The sequence below is a fragment of the Thalassovita aquimarina genome (assembly GCF_018219815.1).
GTDB classification, from domain to species: Bacteria; Pseudomonadota; Alphaproteobacteria; order Rhodobacterales; family Rhodobacteraceae; genus Thalassobius; species Thalassobius aquimarinus.
The window spans coordinates 58770-76195 of record NZ_JADMKU010000017.1 but is presented as its reverse complement, the minus strand read 5'-3'; the positions used below and the strand labels follow the sequence as shown (position 1 = coordinate 76195).

Sequence of the window (17426 nt, the reverse complement as noted above, 5' to 3'; positions counted from 1 at the left end):
AAGTTCAGTTTCCGTAAAGTGCTTGCAGCTTTTCTTCCGGAAGTGTCGAGCCGACCCAATAGCTGTCGTTGAGATCAGGACGGTAGAGGGCGTCCAGATCTTCGGCGGTATAGGGGGCCGCCGTCACAGCGTAGTAGTCGTAGACCTCCTGACCTTCGAGGATCGCCACTGCGAGCGCAATGCCCTCACCCACAGCCCAGGTCGGGTTCTGCGGGGCGATGGAGTCGAAGCCCTTGTTTTGATTTTCCTTCCAGGTTCGGAAAAAGCCGTTGTTCGCTTCACCCGTCATCGGGACGAGGTCACGGCCAAACTCGTTAAACACTTCCACGCAGGCCTGCGTCATCGCACCTCCCGACGACCAGACACCGTCGATTTTGGGATGCGCGAGCGCAAGGCTTTCGCAGGCCTGACGGCCCTGATCGTAGGACCATGCAGCGTATTCCTCGGCGATGATCTCCATGTCGCCGCCCTTGGCGATCACGTCCGCCGCTCCGTTGAAACGGTCGTCGTCTACTGAGAGCCCCGCGATGCCGCGCAGCGCGATGACCTTGCCTTCGCCACCCATTGCGTCGACGAGAAACTGCCCGCCGTCCACGCCGAACTTGACTTGATCGGCCATGATGCGGGCGGTGACCTTGTCAGTGTTGGCGTCGGCGGTGACGACCACGACGACCACGCCGTCATCATAGGCTTTCTCGAGCACAGGGACTAGCGCGACAGGGTTGGTTGGGTTGACGACGATGGCGTCGGCGCCTTGGGCCAGCATATCCTCGATGTCGGCGACCTGCTTCGACGGATCGCCGTTTGCATCCGTCACGATGTAGCGTTTGACCTGTGAGAGGGTCGAGGCGCGGTAGGCGGCCTCTTCCACAAGCTGCGCTGCCCAGCTGTTAAAGACGGCCACATTCGAAAAGCCCACGATGTAAGAGCCGTCGCGCTTAGCTTCGTACTTGGACACGTCGACAACGTTCGATCCTGCCGTTGGGCCGATGTCGGCATGAAGGGTGATGTCCTGTGCTGAAAGAGCGCTGGTGGTGAGCAAGGTGGCGACTAGCGCAGCCGAGATTTTGTTGAGCATTTTATGACCTCGAATTCCTATTGGTAAGGTCCACGTTAGCGAAGATGGAAATTTTGTAAAGATTTCCTCAAAAAATTTTATTATTGTTATCATTCTGATTTAAATAGATATTTTTTTTGGAAATTATTTTTATTTTTGCGAAGCCTCGATCTGACCCCAGGCAAGCCCGCCTTTGATCTTATCAAGCAGTTCGTCGCGATTCAGCTTCGATGATTGACCAATGTGAAAAGCGATCAGGCCGATGACGTAGTGATAGGAGAAATGCGAAATCGACGGCGTGTAGATGTCGATTTCCTCGTAAACCGAGACCCCGATCAGTATATCGCAGAATTGGGTCAGCGGGTTGTGCGGGGCCGAGATTCCGATAACCGTGGCTCCCGCGCCGCGAGCAATTTCGGCGGCCTCAACTGTCTCTTGAGACCGGCCGGTATGCGATACGACGACCGCAACATCCCCAGGCCCGAGCAGCGTCGAGGAAATCCGACGGAAGTGGCTGTCGCCGATATAGCAGGCGTCCAGTCCCAGCCGCATGAGCCGCATAGCCGCCTCTTCCGCCATAAGGCCCGAGACCGCCACGCCAAAGAGTCGCACTCGTCGGGCCGAACGTAACGCGGCGATGGCGTCAGTCAGTGCTTCGGCGTCGAGCGAGGCATAGGTCGAGCGCAGGCTTGCGGTGATCTGCTGGAGGTACATCTCTTCAAGTTGCCCGCCCGCGATGGCGCGTTCGTCCAAATCTTGCACGGACTGGTGGGCGAAGGGGCTTTGCGCGCTTTTCGCTTGAGCGATCGACAGTTTCAGGTCCTTGAACCCCTCGACCCCCAGCATCCGGGAAAATCGGGTAATCGAAGATGCTGAAACCGAGGCCGCGTCTGCGACCTCGGTGATGGACCCCTTCAAGACGAGGTCGACGTCGGACAGGATCAGTTCTGCGATCCGGCGTTCCGCCCGCTTCAGGTCAGGCAGTAGCTTTCCGATACGGCTGAAGATGTCGTTCACTGGCAGGCCTCCTTGTCCGGTTCTGCCCCGCCATTATCGGCAGTCCGCCGGTCAGGCACAAATGTCTTTAACCATGGAGATCATATGTTTGGTGAAGACCTCGATCATCGCGCGCCCTTTTTCCGCCGTACCCTTGGTTGCATCGCCGAAGACGCCGCTTTTCGAAAGCTCGCCCATCGGCCGACCTCCATAGAAATAGGCGGGGTCGCGATCAGGGTATTCGGCTACCGCTTTGTCCATCTCGACCGTCTCCGGCGCGATAGCGAGCATGAGCGAAGTCTCGAACTCACAGGCGTGGACGATGCCATGCCACGTCGGACTTTCGCAATGGGCCGCCAGCTCCTGCGAGAGGTTCGGATAGAACAGGCGCCAAACCTTGATATCGGGATTGTCCCACACCCGGCGGGTCGCGTATTTCATCGTGGCCGAGTTCGCCTCATGCCCGTTGATCATAATCAGGTGTTTCACGCCGTGGCGAGCCATGCTCTCCGCGACATTGCAGATCACGTCTTCCATCACCTGTTGGTCGAGCGTCACGCTGCCTGCATCGTCGCGCCAGACCCACGAATAGCCGAAAGGCATGGCAGGCAGGACGGTGGCGCCGGTGGCCTCGGCCACCCTCACCGCGAAGTGCTCGGCGAGGATGGTATCGGTGCCGAGGGGCAGATGATGGCCGTGCTGCTCGGTGGCGCCCAGGGGTAGGATTGCCACGGGAAACTTGGCGATGCGCTCGGCAAAGGCATCACGCGAAAGGAATCTTGCCTCTACAGTCATACTCGTTAACCCCGTTTAGAACTTTGCCAGCCAGTCGGCAGGCGTTTTCTTGAAGATCTGTTCGATGGCTGCTTCCGGTATACCCTCGTCACGCATCCGGGGGATGAATTTGGTAGCGATATAGGAAAAGCCCGGCCCGCCGCCGTAACCGGCGAGGTATGACGCGCGCCCCATGTCGCCCGAGATCAAAAGCCGCGCACCATGGCCCGCGTCGAGCATGGCTTTGATGGAAGCGATGCGGATGCAGTCGGGATAGTATTTCACCTTACTCACACCGTCGAACTGCACATGTGCGCCCCGGTCGGCGATGCTCTTGTGGTAATAAGGATCAGCGTTGCGATCGCAGTGGCCGATGACGACGTGGGATAGGTCGACGCCCTCGTCCTCAAGAATATCGAGCATTTCGTTTCCCATCGTGCCTGCTTCCGTATGCAGCCAGATCGGCGCGCCGGTTTCGCAGTGGGCGCGCCCCACGGCACGGGTGGTCTTTTCCTCGAGCGGGTGGATAAAGTTGTAGCTGCCGCCTGACTTGAGGTGCCCCGCCTTGTGCGGCCCTCCGTCCATGCCTTCGCTCACGTCGCGGATCATCTTATCCGCGATCTCGTTCACCGGTGTCGTTTCGACCCAGAGTGGAAAATAAGCTGCCTTGTTGAAGCCCGAGACAGCCACCACCGGTACGCCCGCCTCTTTCGACATCCGGGCCATCTTGGCCGGGTCGCGGCCATAGTCAAGGGTTGTCGCCTCGACCAAAAGCGTGCCGCCTACATCGCGGAAGTTCTTTAGTTCCTGAAGTGAGCATTCGTAGCTCGCCAGCTCCAGATCGCGATCTTTCTGCACCGCAGGAGGGCAGGTGATCAGGTGTTCGTGGCTGTAGATCAGCCCCAGCCCCTCGGCGGAGATGTCTCCGTTCACGGTGCGGATGTTGGCCATATGGCGCTCCTTGCTCAATGCGTTCGCTCGGATGATTCAGCCTGACGCTAGCGCCGAGCTTTATAAATTGCAATAATTTTCTTATTGACGACTATAACCGAAATAATCATTTAATATATTGATGCTTATGTTTTGGAAAATATTTTCATAAAGCCGCAAAACGGAGAAAATCATGCCCTTCGCGCGTACAGTCAACGGTGATGTAGACGTCTCGGAGCTCGGGACTGTGTATTGCCACGATCACATCTACTGCGTCCCCGCCCTGTGGAAAGAAAAGGGAGACACGGACCTGCTTCTGGACAGCCCCGAGGCATCAAAGGCCGAACTCGACCTGTTCAAGGCGGCGGGTGGGACGACCATCTACGACGCAACGGCCATCGACTATGGCCGCGACGTCGGCGTAGTGAAGCGCATTGCCAACGATGCGGGGGTGAAGATCATCGCAACGGCGGGATTCAACAAGTCGATCATGTGGCCAGCCAAAATACCGGGGCGCGACATTACCTTCCAGCAGTGGATCGACGGCATGTCCCGCGACGAAGTCCGCGCCCATGTAGTGCGTGAGGTAACCGAGGGCATGGACGGTACCGACGTGCGTGGCGGCGTGGTCAAGTTCGGAACCGGCTACAACACGATGAACGAGAGTGAGGTCAAGATCATGCGCGGGGTGCTCGACGCCCACAAGGAAACCGGCGCGCCGATCCATTCGCACACCGAAATGGGCACCATGCCACTGGAGCAGTTGGAGATCGTTGCGGAAGAGGGGATCGACCCCCGTTACCTGACCATCGCTCACCTCGACCGGAATCCCGACCCCTGGCTGCATCGCAAGGTGGCTGAGACGGGTGTCTTCTTGTCCTTTGACGGGATCACTCGGGCGAAATATCACTCGGAAGACGTGCGCACGCGCTGCATCCTCGATCTGGTGCGCAGGGGTCACGAAGATCAGATCATGGTCGGCGGCGACATCGCCCGGCGGTCAATGTTCGCGAGCTACGGAGAAGGCGGTCTTGGTATGGGTTTCATCCTAGAAAAGTGGCGCCCCCGGTTCATCGAGGAAGCGGGCGAGGCAGGCTTCGACGGCGAGGCTTTGCTCCACAAGTTCTTTGTGGTGAACCCCCAGCAGGCCTTCGCTTTCCGCGAAGCCTGATCAGAAGGCGTCTCATGGCACGGGTGCTGGCGATAGATCTGGGGACAGGATCGCTCAAGGCGGGCGTCGTAGACGAGAGTCTCGAGGTTGTCGCGGTCGGCAGCGCCCCTGTGCCGACTGCCCGAGACGCGCCAGGTATGGCGGAGCAGAGCGCCGAGGACTGGCTTTCGGCCATGGCCCGTGCGGGGCGTACAGCGGTCGATGGGGCCGGCCAGGCAGTCGACGCCATAGTCTTTACCGGCCATATGAGCGCCCCATGCCTGGTGAACACCTCGGGCCTGCCCATCGCGCCAGTCAGGACGCTGGCCGATACGCAATGCGCCGGGTTCCTCTCGGACGATCCGGACATCGCAGCGCGGTCCGGCAACCTTGATGGAACGCATTTCGGGCGCGCCAAGATCGTGCAGGCGCTGGCCCAAGGGGCGAAACCCGCCGTGGTTGTTGCCCCCAAGGACGTGCTCCGGATCGCCATGGGCGGCACGCTCGCCTCGGATCCCAGCGATCTGGCGAACTTCCTGCTGATTAGAGCGGGAGCCGACGCCTGCGACCCCGTGCTTTCGTCCGGTGCCGGGCTGACCCCAGCCCAATGCGCTCCTGCCCTACCCGCAGATGCACTGGACGGAGTACTCAACGACCACTGGGCTGACGTACTGGGACTGCCGGCGGGCGTGCCGCTGATCGTGGGTGCGGGCGATATGGGAACCGCCGCCATCGGCGTGGGTCTTGGGCAAGACTGCGACGCGGCCATTACCATCGGAACGGCGGCAACGGTTCTCGCCGCGGTGCCCAAGGTGCAGCCAGATCTCGTCGGCAAGCTCACGTATCACCTCGACGGATTCGGCAGAAGTTTCGCCCTCGCCTCGCATTTTAACGGGGGAGCGGTGCTTGACTGGCTGTACCGTCTGTCCGGCACGGTCGAAGCGCGCAACCCCTGGCTCACCCGCCTGTCACAGATGGCCGCAGCCCGTCCGGACCGGAGCCTGCCTCTGGTCCTGCCTTATCTGCTCGGCTCAGGTTCGCCCCGGTTCGACCGCGGCGAACGGGCCAGGATTACGGGGCTGTCGGCTGAGCACGACATAATCGATCTGATCGCAGCCTTTCAGGAGGGAGTGGCCTTCGACCTGGCCGACAGCATCGACGCCCTGGAGCGTGCAGGCATAGATCCCTTGCGCACCTGTCTTGGCGGCGGTGGGGCGCGGCTTGCGGGCTGGGGACAGACGATCAGTGATACTCTGGGGCGTGACCTGAACCGGCCCGCGAACGAGGATTTGTCACTTATCGGCGCAGCGATACTAGGCTTTCGGGGGCTGGGCATCGATCTTTCCGCGCCCCCCCATGCGCCGGGGTGGCAGAGCGATCCGGCGCGGGGTGAAAAGCTTGCAGCGCGTCGGGCCGAGGCCGTAGCGCTGCGGGGCTGATCCATCCCATTTCTGATAACCGGAGGGTCGCAGGACCGCCCGAACTCTCGTAGCATTAAAGGACAGACCATGATCGAACGGATCGAAACCAAGGCACGGATGAGCAAGATAGTAAAACACAACGGCACCGCCTATCTAGCCGGCCAGACCGCCGAGGGCGCAGACGTAGCGGCACAGACCCGCGCGTGCCTCGCCAAAGTCGATGCGCTGCTCGAGCAGGCCGGATCATCGCGCGAGAACATCTTGCAAACGACCATCTGGCTCGCCGACATGAACGACTTCGCCGCGATGAACGAAGTCTGGGACGCATGGGTGCCGGAGGGCCACGCGCCTGCGCGCGCCTGCGGTGAAGCGAAGCTGGCCCGCCCGTCGCTTCTGGTCGAAGTCATCGTGACCGCGGCCTACTAGGCGCAGCGTATCAGGCCGAAATCACGCGTTACCCCAGTGGTGACGGCGCGGCGCGCTATCTGTCACATTTTGTTAACATAATCGCTATTCTGCGCGATCTGCGATCTGGATTACAGGCTCTGTCAGAGGAACCCGGCTTGAGGTGGGCAGGGCGGTATCATAGCCTTCACCGATGGACGCGCAGATCGAGCAGACTATCGCCTTTGATAAAGGCCTTGCCACGACTGCGGGCATTCTGCGGTCTGTCCCTGGGATCGGCCCCGTCACCAGCACCATGCTGATTGCCGAAATGCCCGAGCTCGGCCAAATCTCGGGGGAACAGGCCGCAGCCCTCACCGGCCTCGCGCCCATCGCACATGATAGTGGAGCCATGCGCGGCAAGCGCGCCATTGCAGGTGGACGGCGCTTGTTGCGGGATGTGATGTTCCAAGCGGCCCTCGTCGCAAGCCATCACAACCCAGTCCTGAAGATTTTCGCCGACCGTCTTCGCGCCGCCGGAAAACCACATAAGGTTGTCATCACAGCCGTCGCCCGGAAGCTCGTTTTGAGTTGCCGCTAGTTTCCTGAACTTAACTGTGGACCACTTCAGTGGGGGAGGACCAACCTAGGCTTCCCCGCCCATCTCGCAACGGTTGGCGATGTGCCAAGGGGGGCGCTGAGGGCCTTTCGCGCCAGTTTGCAAAGAGCGCTACCTGCGCAAAGCGGCCGTTGGAACAGGTGGATGCGAACGTCCGCTGCCAGAAAAGGACGAGGTTCGGATAGATATGCACGCCTCGGTGGTTTCTCAACAGACACTGTCGTGCTACGTGATATCCTCACTCACTGAGTTGGTCCACCTTTATGTTCAGGACAACGGTGGGCCAAAACCGCTACGAAACAACACAAGCCAGAGAAAATTATCACGAAGCTAAGGCAGATTGAGATGTATGCCGACAATGTTTTGCATTGGCCACTGACGCTAGGTGATATGCATCATTTCGTTTCGCGTTGTATCTCTAAATAGATCAAAGCGATGATTATTCCGCAGCGTCTTTCAGGCTCGCCATCAGGTCCTGGAATCTTTCCCCCTGAACCGCCACATGGCCACGCAGGGCATTCGCCGCTTTTTCCGTGTCACCTATAATTAAGGCTTCGACGATTGTCTCGTGCTCAGCCATCGACTGTTCCATCCGTCCACGCAGGCGCAACTGTTGCCGCCTGAATGGCTTCAGGCGTTTGTGAAGCTTGGATGCCTCTTGCTCCAGAAAACTGTTCCCCGATTGTTTGTAGATGATTTTGTGGAACTTTTCGTTTTCGGCGTAATACGTGTCAGCATCATTGTTCTCGACGGCCGTCTTGCAATTGGTGTTCGCCTCGCGCAATTTTTTCAGCGCCTGTGGCGATATCCGTCTTGCTGCTAAACGTCCGCAGACCGCTTCGAGTTCGGCCATCACCTCAAACATTTCCATAAGCTCTACCGGCCCAGGTTGACGCACAAAGGCCCCGCGGCGAGGGACCAGTTCCAGCAGACCTGACAGGGCGAGCCTGTGAAAGGCTTCTCGTATCGGGGTTCGCGACACGCCAAATTGTTCCGAGAGACTGATTTCGTCCAGCCGGTCACCATTCGAAAAGGTGCCGTTGAAAATCAGCTCTTCCAGCTCTTCGGCAATATTTTCTGCGCGGGGTTTCGTCATGAGTTTAGTTCTAACGATTGCTTCTTTGAATTCAATGCTGCACTTCTTGTATACAGAATGCTTGACTTAAAAAACAACATTCGCATACCTTCCGCGAGTCGCCGGTCTACCCGGAGAGACAAAGGGAGGAAATTATGAAATTCACGCTGAAAACAGCCGCAACTGCGCTGGCGCTCGTCTGTGCAGCAAGCTTGGCTAACGCAACCGAACTGCGCTTGTCGCACCAGTGGTCCAACAAAGATGTCCGTCACAAGGTCGCGCAGATCGTAGCCGACGAAGTCGCCGCGGCGGATGTCGACCTGACGATCAAGATCTTCGGATCGAAGTCGCTGTTCAAGCCCCGCGAGCAGTACAAGCCGCTAAGCCGCGGCCAGCTGGACATGACCGTCCTGCCGCTGAGCTATGCAGGCGGCCAGCAACCCGCCTATAACCTGACCCTAATGCCCGGCTTGGTGAAGAACCACGACCACGCCGCCCGGCTGAGCGCCTCGCCCTTCATGGAGGCGCTGGAAGAGAAGATGGCGCAGGACGACGTGATGGTTCTGGTCCACGGCTACCTGGCTGGCGGTTTCGCCGGTAAGGACAAGTGCATCACCAAGCCCGAGGATGTCGCGGGCCTGCAAACCCGCGCGGCGGGCAAGGCCTTCGAACAGATGCTGGCCGGCGCGGGCGCGTCGATCGCCTCCATGGCATCGTCCGAAATCTACAACGCGATGCAGACCGGCGTTCTTCAGGCCGCGAATACCTCGTCGTCCTCCTTCGTGTCCTACCGAATCTATGAACAGGTCAAGTGCTACACCCCCGCGGGCGACTATGCGCTTTGGTTCATGTATCAGCCCATGCTGATGAACAAGAGCACCTTCGACGGTCTGAACGAAGCCCAGCAGAACGCCCTGCGTGCCGCCGCCGCCAAGGCGCAGGCCTTCTATCTTGAAGAAGCCAAGAAAGAAGATGCCGCATCCGAACAGGTCTTCCGCGATGCAGGCGTTGAAATCGCCGAGATGAGTGCAGCCGATTTCGATGCATGGCGCGCACTGGCCAAGGAAACCTCGTACAAGGCATTCGTTGCAGAGGTGCCCGATGGGCAGGCCCTGCTTGATATGGCCCTCGCCGTAGAATGACCCTCAAGCGCGGGCGGCGACAGCCGCCCGCTTATTCCTGAATTCCTACACTCACAGGAGGCGACCTTGGCGGGACACAGCAACGCCGCGATAGCGCATTCCGGCAGCAATCTTTTCCTGAAATCCGTTGCCGCATTGTCCACCCTGGCAGGCTGGTGCTCGGCCGCGATGATTGTCGCCGCGGTTGGGATCACCGTCCAGATGATCATCATTCGTTTCGTTCTGAACGGATCGACTGTCTGGCAAACCGAGGCTGTCATTTACCTTGTCGTTTCGGCGACTCTTGTCGGGCTGCCCTATGTCCAGCGGTTGCGCGGGCATGTGAATGTCGATCTGATCCCGCTGACACTACCACGCCGCGCCCGTTTCGTTCTGGCGCTGGTCACCTCGGTCGTTTCGGTGGGGATCGCCGGGCTGATGCTTTGGTATGCCTATGAATTCTGGCACTTCGCGTTCGACCGTGGATGGCGGTCCGACACGGTCTGGGGTGTCCGCCTTTGGATACCCTATCTGTCGCTGCCGGTCGGCTTTGCCCTGCTGATGTTGCAACTGGTGGCCGATTTCGTCGCGCTTATTCTGGGCATCGATAAACCTTTCGGATTGGAAAGCTGAAAATGGACCCGCTCGTTCTTGGAGGGCTGGTTGCCCTCGTCACAATCCTTGTGCTGTTTTCGGGCGTATCGGTGGCGATGGGGCTGCTGATCGTTTCGGCCGGTTTTCTGGTCGCCTTCGATGGGATGCGGTCGCTGGAATTGATGCCCGAGATTCTGTTCGGAAAACTCGACAACTTCGCCCTTCTGTCGATTCCAATGTTCATCATCATGGGATCGGCCATTTCCTCAACCCGCGCGGGGGCCGATCTCTACGAGGCGCTTGAACGCTGGCTGACCCGGGTTCCCGGAGGGCTCGTCGTTTCGAACCTCGGGGCCTGCGCCCTCTTCGCCGCGATGTCGGGATCGTCGCCCGCCACCTGTGCCGCGATCGGCAAGATGGGCATTCCGGAAATGCGCAAGCGCGGTTATCCCGACGGTGTTGCCGCCGGGTCCATCGCCGCCGGCGGCACTTTGGGTATCCTCATCCCGCCGTCGGTGACGATGATCGTCTACGGCATCGCAACCGAAACCTCGATTGGCCGCCTGTTCCTGGCCGGCGTCATCCCTGGTCTGATGCTGGTGGGGTTGTTCATGGCGTGGTCGCTATATTCCACATGGCGCTCCGGCGAAGCCGAAAGTCTTGGTGCAGGCCGCTACAGCTGGGCCGAACGGTTCGAAATCCTGCCCCGCGTTCTTCCCTTCCTTCTGATCATTCTGGGCGTGCTCTATGCCATGTATGGCGGCGTCGCCACACCGTCTGAAACCGCTGCTGTCGGTGCCCTGTTGTGCCTCGTAATCGCAATGGTCATCTACAAAATGTGGTCGCCCCGCGCTATCTGGGTCGTCTTGCGAGACAGCACCAAGGAAAGCGTGATGATCCTATTCATCATTGCCGCCGCCGGCGTGTTTTCTTATATGCTCAGTTCGCTGTTCATCACCCAGTCGATCGCAGAATGGATCGGCACGCTGGATGTGAACCGCTGGGTGCTGATGCTGGCTGTCAACGTGTTCCTGCTGATCGCGGGGTTCTTCCTGCCGCCGGTAGCCGTGATCCTGATGGCCGCCCCGATCCTCCTGCCCATCATCACCGCGGCGGGGTTCGATCCGATCTGGTTCGCAGTTGTGCTGACCATCAACATGGAAATCGGCCTGATCTCGCCGCCCGTTGGCCTGAACCTCTACGTGATCAACGGCATCGCCCCCGATATTTCTCTGAAGACCATCCTTGCCGGATCGTTGCCCTATGTCGCCTGTATGATCATCGCGATCATCCTGCTGTGCCTGTTCCCGGGGCTGGCCACCTGGCTGCCGGAAGTCGTGATGGGAGCGTCGTTGTGACACTGCTCGCCGATCTGCTGTCCACGGTGTTCGAGCGACGATATCGGCGCCCATTGGGTAAGCCGGATACGCGCCCGATCACCGAACTAGCGGATGCCCTGATCGTTTCGGAGGACGAGACCACGGGCTTGAAGCTGGCAGGGAACATCCTTGCCGTTTTCGAAGACCTCGATGACGAAGGGAAGCTCGGGTTCTTCCGTCATGTCGCGCGGGGGATGAACATCGATCCCGAGACGCTGCGCACGACGCTTGATGCCTATGAGCGCGAACCATCGAAGGCGACCTATCGGATGTTCATGATGGCCGCAGAACCGCCCCGGCAGGAACTGATCCGCCGTCTGAACCGCGTTCCCGGTGCAACCCGCATGCTGGTGCGCATGCGGGCCGATCTGCTGCGGCTGGGGGGCAAGGAACCTGAACTGGCCGCGCTGGACCTGGATTTCCGGCACCTCTTCATGTCGTGGTTCAATCTGGGTTTCTTGGTGCTGCGCCCGATCACATGGGAAAGCCCTGCGAACATCCTCGACAGGATCATCGAATACGAAGCCGTCCACGCCATTGACAGCTGGGATGATCTGCGCCGCCGCCTGAAACCGGCGGACCGCCGCTGCTTTGCGTTCTTTCACCCCGCGATGCCTGACGAGCCCCTGATTTTCGTCGAAGTGGCGTTGACGCAGGGCATCCCGTCGTCGATCCAGGCGCTTCTGGCCGAGGACCGCGCGCCCCTGATGGCGGAAGAGGCGGACACGGCGGTTTTCTACTCGATTTCCAACTGCCAGGCGGGTCTGGCCAGCATTTCCTTCGGCAATTCGCTGATCAAGCAAGTGGTGTCGAAACTGTCGAAGGAACTGGCGGGGCAGAAGACGTTCGTCACCCTCTCGCCGATACCGGGACTGGTGAAATGGCTGCGCGAAACCGGGCAGGACTGGGAACCGTCGGATACAGCCCGGATGCGGGAACTGGCCGCCAATTACCTTGTCCACGCCAAGACGGACGGCGGTCTGCCCTACGATCCGGTGGCCCGGTTCCATCTGGGCAATGGCGCGATCATCCACGCGGTCCATGCGCAGGCCGACATCTCGGACAAGGGCATCTCCCAGTCCGGCGGGACGATGGTCAACTATCTCTACGACCTGTCGAACATCGCCCAGAATCACGCAGAATTCACAAATACCAAGAAAGTCCCGGCAACGGGCGAGGTTCTCGCTCTGGCCGGCACCGAAGCTTTCGCGCTGCCAAAGGAAAGGTAACTCAATGACGAACCCTTTGTATGATGGCCTGTTCGGAATTCACGCCGGAAAGCAGACGCCCTTTCTGCATCTGGCCGACGGGTCGGTCCTGACCCATCAGGCCTTCCTGGAACAGGCCGCGCAGTTCGCTCATCTGACCGGGCAACTTGGGCTGAAACCCGGCGACCGGATGGCGGTTCAGGTGGAAAAATCGCCCCAAGCGCTGGCCCTTTATGCCGCCTGCGCGCAGGCGGGGCTGGTCTTCCTGCCGCTGAACACCGCCTACACGGTCGACGAGCTTACTTATTTCATCGAAAACAGCGGCGCTTCCCTGATCGTCTGCGACAGCGCCAAGCAGGCCGCGCTTGCCCCGATTGCCAAAGGCCTTGGGGCCAAGCTGGACACGCTGGACGCGGATGGCGGCGGATCGCTGACGCAAAAGGCCGAAGACCTGCCGAAAACCTATGAAACGGTCGCCCGGTCCGGCGATGACCTGGCCGCGTTCCTCTATACCTCGGGCACCACTGGGCGGTCGAAAGGGGCGATGCTGACGCAGGACAACCTGCTGTCGAACGCCCGCACGCTCGTGGACTACTGGCGCTTCACCGACAAGGACGTGCTGCTTCACGCGCTGCCGATTTTCCACACTCACGGCTTGTTCGTGGCGACCAACGTGACGCTGGCTGCGGGCGGCAGCATGATTTTCTTGCCCAAGTTCGATCTGGACAGGATCATCGAGGAATTGCCCAACGCGACCACGATGATGGGCGTTCCGACCTTCTACACCCGCCTTCTGGGGGATGAACGGTTCACCCGCGACCGGGTCCGGCACATGCGCCTGTTCATTTCGGGATCAGCCCCGCTTCTGGCCGAAACGCATGTCCAGTTCGAGGAACGCACCGGTCACCGGATTCTTGAACGCTACGGCATGACTGAAACCAACATGAACACCTCGAACCCCTATCAGGGCGAACGCCGCGCGGGGACTGTCGGATTTCCGTTGCCCGGGATTGAACTGAAGATCACAAATCCGGACACGGGCAACCCCCTGCCCAGCGGGGAAATCGGCCAGATCGAGGTGCGCGGTCCCAACGTGTTCAAAGGCTACTGGCAGATGCCGGAGAAAACTGCCGCCGAATTGCGTGAAGACGGGTTCTTCATCACCGGCGACTTGGGCAAGGTCGACGAAGACGGATATGTTCACATCGTCGGCCGCAACAAGGACCTGATCATTTCCGGCGGATACAATATCTATCCCAAGGAAATCGAACTCGTGCTGGATGAACAGCCCGGCGTTCTGGAAAGCGCGGTCATCGGCTTGCCGCATCCCGATTTCGGCGAAACCGTTCTGGGTGTCATAGTCCCCGAACCAGGGCAGGAGCCGGACCTCGATTCCGTGATGGAGGCGATCAAGCCGGCACTTGCCCGCTTCAAGCATCCCCGAAAACTGGTCGTACTGGATGAATTGCCGCGCAATACCATGGGCAAGGTTCAGAAGAACCAGCTGCGGGACCGCTACAAGAACATGTTTGCATAGAACTGGTCCGTCCTCACCGAAGTGGGCTCTCGTCATGTTTCGGGTAACGGAGGACCAAAGCGATCTTTCACTGCGGTTGTTGCGCATAGCGAATAATGGCCGTTCGCACCAGCTACAATGTCCGCTACCTACGCAAAGCTGTCTTTGAACCTTGTTGCAGCGAAGGGCCGCTTCGCCGCCCATACTTGCTGGGGCAACGTTGGCACGTCGCGGGCGACCTTCAAGTCTGTTTCCGGGCTGGGACCGGTCATTCGCTGCGATCAGGTCCAATGGTAGCTGAGCGGACAGGACGGATATTGGATCAAACCAAATCATCGGATCAAAACCAACTTGCGGCGCCAAGATAGTATAACGATCACTCGGGCTGCAATTGATCAAGCGCAAAGCGGAAGAGCTGAATTAAATATAACTTTGCTAAATTACACTAGAAATTCGCGTTAATTACGCGGCAATCCACGCCCAACCTTATCGTGAGATAGCAGGGAGAGGTCATCGTTATCATGGACAATCTCAATATCACTCCGGCCCATATTCACATGCTGATCCTGAAGGCCCGCGCCGTGATGGTGAAAGAGGGCGAGGTCACCCCAGATGTCGGCGGTAATGACGTCGACGATCCGCGGCCCGACGTGCTTCAGGAGGTCCCCGACGACCTGACGCGTGAAGAACTGGTCGAAGAACTCGAGGGGCTCAACGAAGATCAGCTGATCGAGCTGGTCGCCCTGATGTGGCTGGGTCGCGGCGATTCCGAGACCGAGGAATGGGATGAGTTGGTGCAGCTTGCCGGCGACCGCGAAGAGACGCCGACCATCGACTATCTTCTCGGTCATCCGCTCGTCGCCGACTATTGGGCCGAAGGGCTCGATAAGTTGGGATACGGCAGCCTGCTTGATTGAGCGGGTGTCCCCGTGGCGCGTCGCAGACATTGGCCTGCTAAAGAGATTGCGCCGATCCCGAAGGTGGTTGCATACTCGATCCCGGCCCGCGACGGGCAAGCGCCTTTGACCATGTGACGGGCCGTTCATTGTTCTTATAAGCACCGGATATGCTGCCAGATCCTGAAAAAAACACCGGCGAGGGGCCGAACTGGTCCGGGATGCAGGCGCTTGTCGTGCTGGCGGTTGTGCTGTCGCTGACGATGCTCGGCAGTCTTTTCGTCGATCAGGCGCCCATCGAGGCGCGTCTTTCCTACAGCGAAATCAAGCAGAAAATCCGCGACGGCGACATCCAGTCCGCCGAGTTGCACGAGCACGACATCGTGGTCACAACCAAGGCCTTGGATGCGGCTGAAGCCGAACAGTTCGGCGCGGTCATCCCGATGCAGGGCGACCCGGAACTTCTGTCGCTGCTGGAAGAGCAGGGGATCGAGATCACCGCGACGGAACCCGAAGACGTCTCGATCTTCGCTTATTTGCTGCCCTGGGTCCTGATCCTGGGCGTCTATCTGTGGCTGCAGCGGCGGATGATGTCCAATATCGCGGGCGGCGGGCTGGGGGGCGGATTGGGCGGCGGGCCGGGCGGGGTGGCCGGAAATATCCTGGGCGGCCGCTTCATGAAACCCAGCAAACCGTCGCGCAAGACCACTTTCAACGATGTGGCGGGGCAGGATCAGGCCAAGCAAGAAGTGGCCGAGCTGGTTGAATTCCTGCGCGATCCTGAAAAGTTCCACCGTGTCGGGGCCGAGGTGCCGCACGGCGTTCTGCTGGTCGGGCCGCCGGGCACCGGCAAGACCCTGCTGGCCAAGGCGCTGGCGGGCGAGGCCGATGTGCCGTTCTTTTCGACCTCGGGATCGGAATTCATCGAGATTTTCGTGGGCGTCGGCGCCGGACGTGTGCGCAAGATGTTCGAGGAAGCGCGCAAGGCGGCGCCATCGATCATCTTCATCGACGAGCTCGACAGTATCGGGCGCACCCGTGGCACCGGGCTTGGTGGCGGCCATGACGAACGCGAACAGACGCTGAACCAGATCCTGGCCGAACTCGACGGGTTCGGCGAGCGCGAAGCGGTGGTGGTGCTGGCCGCCACCAACCGCCCAGACGTGCTTGACCCGGCGCTGCTCAGGCCCGGCCGTTTCGACCGCCACGTGACGCTGAACCTGCCCGACAAGCAGGCCCGACGCGCGATCCTCGATATTCACGCCCGCAAGCTGCCGCTGGAGGATACCTCGGATCTCGACATGGTCGCGGCTGGGACGCCGGGATTTTCCGGCGCCGACCTGAAGAACCTGCTCAACGAGGCGGCGATTGGCACGGCACGGCGCAATGCCAGCCTGATCACCCGCGCCGATCTGGACGAGGCGCGCGACAAGGTGATGATGGGGACGGTGCGTACCCTGGCGATCCGGCCGCAGGAACGCCACCGGCTGGCCGTGCATGAGGCCGGCCATGCCGCCGTGGCCTATTTCACCCCGGGCGCGGACCCGCTTTACAAGGTCACGATCATCCCCCGCGGCCAGGCCCTGGGCGGGACCCATACCTTGCCCGAATCCGAACGCCACACGCTGGACGAGGATTTCCTGCACACCCAGCTTGTCATCCTGCTGGCCGGGCGGGCGGCCGAACGGCTGTTCCTCGGGACGGTCAGTTCCGGCGCCGATGACGATATCCGCCGCGCGACGGAACAGGCGCGTTCGATGGTCGCGCGGTGGGGAATGACTGAGGATCTGGGCCCGGTCGACCTGCGCCAGAGCGAGGACCATCCGTTCCTCGGCAGGACCATCGCGCAGCCGACCAGCCATTCCGACGCGACCGCAGCCGCGGTGGACCGCGCGGTGATCGAGCTGCTCAAGACGGCCGAAGCGGCGGCGACGGAGGCTCTGACGCAGCACAGGGGGCAGGTCGATCAGCTGATTTCCAGGCTCGAAGCCGATGAAACGCTTGGTTTCGACGCGATCCGGGCCTGCCTCGATCCCGAACGCGTGGTGGAACAGCCCGAGCGGGCCTTGCCTCCGATCGGCAAGGTGCCGTCCGTGCAATAGGCCGGAAACGGTAAAAGGGACCGGCAGGAGCGTGATGCGGCTTGCGCGCGGAAGAATCTATGCTTGATCCACCGTTTCTCCAAAAAAGGCGGACCACTTCAGTGGCGGAGGATCAAGCCTGCTCCGAATGGATAGGGCGTGTGTAGAAATGGGCGAAAATGGGCGGGAAGCGGAAGTTCGCTGCGATCAACTCCAATGGCAGCT

The 17426-nt window shown here is 60.2% G+C and carries 16 protein-coding genes; 11 read left to right on the top strand and 5 right to left on the bottom strand.

The annotated features are described in order from the left end of the window. Positions 1-4 precede the first annotated feature (4 nt). The 4 genes from IT775_RS16490 to IT775_RS16475 all read right to left on the bottom strand — a co-directional run bounded on the left by IT775_RS16490 (position 5) and on the right by IT775_RS16475 (position 3778). A complete protein-coding gene (locus IT775_RS16490; protein WP_212702323.1) occupies positions 5-1078 on the bottom strand; it encodes an ABC transporter substrate-binding protein in 1074 nt (357 codons plus the stop codon). Between the two features lie 129 nt (positions 1079-1207). Next, positions 1208-2074: a MurR/RpiR family transcriptional regulator gene (locus IT775_RS16485; protein WP_212702322.1), complete on the bottom strand. Its 867-nt coding sequence runs from the start codon at positions 2072-2074 to the stop codon at positions 1208-1210. Positions 2075-2125: 51 nt separating this feature from the next. After that, positions 2126-2848: a creatininase family protein gene (locus tag IT775_RS16480; RefSeq protein ID WP_212702321.1), complete on the bottom strand. Its 723-nt coding sequence runs from the start codon at positions 2846-2848 to the stop codon at positions 2126-2128. Between the two features lie 15 nt (positions 2849-2863). Next, the gene (locus tag IT775_RS16475; RefSeq protein WP_212702320.1) at positions 2864-3778 is read right to left on the bottom strand and encodes a phosphotriesterase family protein; all 915 of its coding nucleotides are present in this window, start codon (positions 3776-3778) and stop codon (positions 2864-2866) included. Between the two features lie 172 nt (positions 3779-3950). Between IT775_RS16475 and IT775_RS16470 the strand changes: the two genes are divergently transcribed. The 4 genes from IT775_RS16470 to IT775_RS16455 all read left to right on the top strand — a co-directional run bounded on the left by IT775_RS16470 (position 3951) and on the right by IT775_RS16455 (position 7313). Then, complete coding sequence (locus tag IT775_RS16470; protein ID WP_212702319.1) at positions 3951-4928, top strand: phosphotriesterase family protein; 978 nt, start codon at positions 3951-3953, stop codon at positions 4926-4928. Positions 4929-4942: 14 nt separating this feature from the next. Then, complete coding sequence (locus IT775_RS16465) at positions 4943-6346, top strand: FGGY-family carbohydrate kinase (protein ID WP_212702318.1); 1404 nt, start codon at positions 4943-4945, stop codon at positions 6344-6346. Positions 6347-6415: 69 nt separating this feature from the next. After that, the gene (locus IT775_RS16460) at positions 6416-6754 is read left to right on the top strand and encodes a RidA family protein (protein ID WP_212702317.1); all 339 of its coding nucleotides are present in this window, start codon (positions 6416-6418) and stop codon (positions 6752-6754) included. A 172-nt stretch (positions 6755-6926) separates the two neighbouring features. Next, positions 6927-7313: a transposase gene (locus IT775_RS16455; RefSeq protein WP_212702316.1), complete on the top strand. Its 387-nt coding sequence runs from the start codon at positions 6927-6929 to the stop codon at positions 7311-7313. A gap of 457 nt (positions 7314-7770) precedes the next feature. Here IT775_RS16455 and IT775_RS16450 read toward each other — a convergent pair whose 3' ends face one another. Continuing rightward, positions 7771-8427 carry a GntR family transcriptional regulator gene (locus IT775_RS16450; RefSeq protein WP_212702315.1) on the bottom strand — a complete coding sequence of 219 codons (657 nt, stop codon included), beginning with the start codon at positions 8425-8427 and terminating at the stop codon, positions 7771-7773. 134 nt (positions 8428-8561) lie between these two features. Here IT775_RS16450 and dctP point away from each other — a divergent pair, with 134 nt between their 5' ends. From dctP to ftsH, 7 genes are all read left to right on the top strand, one after another. Beyond that, the gene (gene dctP, locus IT775_RS16445) at positions 8562-9548 is read left to right on the top strand and encodes a TRAP transporter substrate-binding protein DctP (RefSeq protein ID WP_212702314.1); all 987 of its coding nucleotides are present in this window, start codon (positions 8562-8564) and stop codon (positions 9546-9548) included. A 66-nt stretch (positions 9549-9614) separates the two neighbouring features. Then, entirely contained in the window at positions 9615-10160 is a 546-nt protein-coding gene (locus IT775_RS16440; RefSeq protein ID WP_212702313.1) for a TRAP transporter small permease, read from the top strand. Between the two features lie 2 nt (positions 10161-10162). Then, on the top strand, positions 10163-11479 hold the full coding sequence (locus tag IT775_RS16435; RefSeq protein ID WP_212702312.1) for a TRAP transporter large permease: 1317 nt from the start codon (positions 10163-10165) through the stop codon (positions 11477-11479). Then, the gene (locus IT775_RS16430) at positions 11476-12729 is read left to right on the top strand and encodes a malonyl-CoA decarboxylase domain-containing protein (protein WP_212702311.1); all 1254 of its coding nucleotides are present in this window, start codon (positions 11476-11478) and stop codon (positions 12727-12729) included. Before IT775_RS16435 ends, IT775_RS16430 begins: the two co-directional genes overlap by 4 nt. A 4-nt stretch (positions 12730-12733) precedes the next feature. Further along, positions 12734-14245, top strand: coding sequence for a malonate--CoA ligase (locus IT775_RS16425; protein WP_212702310.1), 1512 nt, complete (start codon positions 12734-12736; stop codon positions 14243-14245). Between the two features lie 500 nt (positions 14246-14745). Continuing rightward, positions 14746-15141, top strand: a complete 396-nt coding sequence (locus IT775_RS16420) for a DUF3775 domain-containing protein (protein WP_212702309.1) — start codon at positions 14746-14748, stop codon at positions 15139-15141. Positions 15142-15290: 149 nt separating this feature from the next. Continuing rightward, entirely contained in the window at positions 15291-17222 is a 1932-nt protein-coding gene (gene ftsH, locus IT775_RS16415; RefSeq protein ID WP_212702308.1) for an ATP-dependent zinc metalloprotease FtsH, read from the top strand. Positions 17223-17426 lie beyond the last annotated feature (204 nt).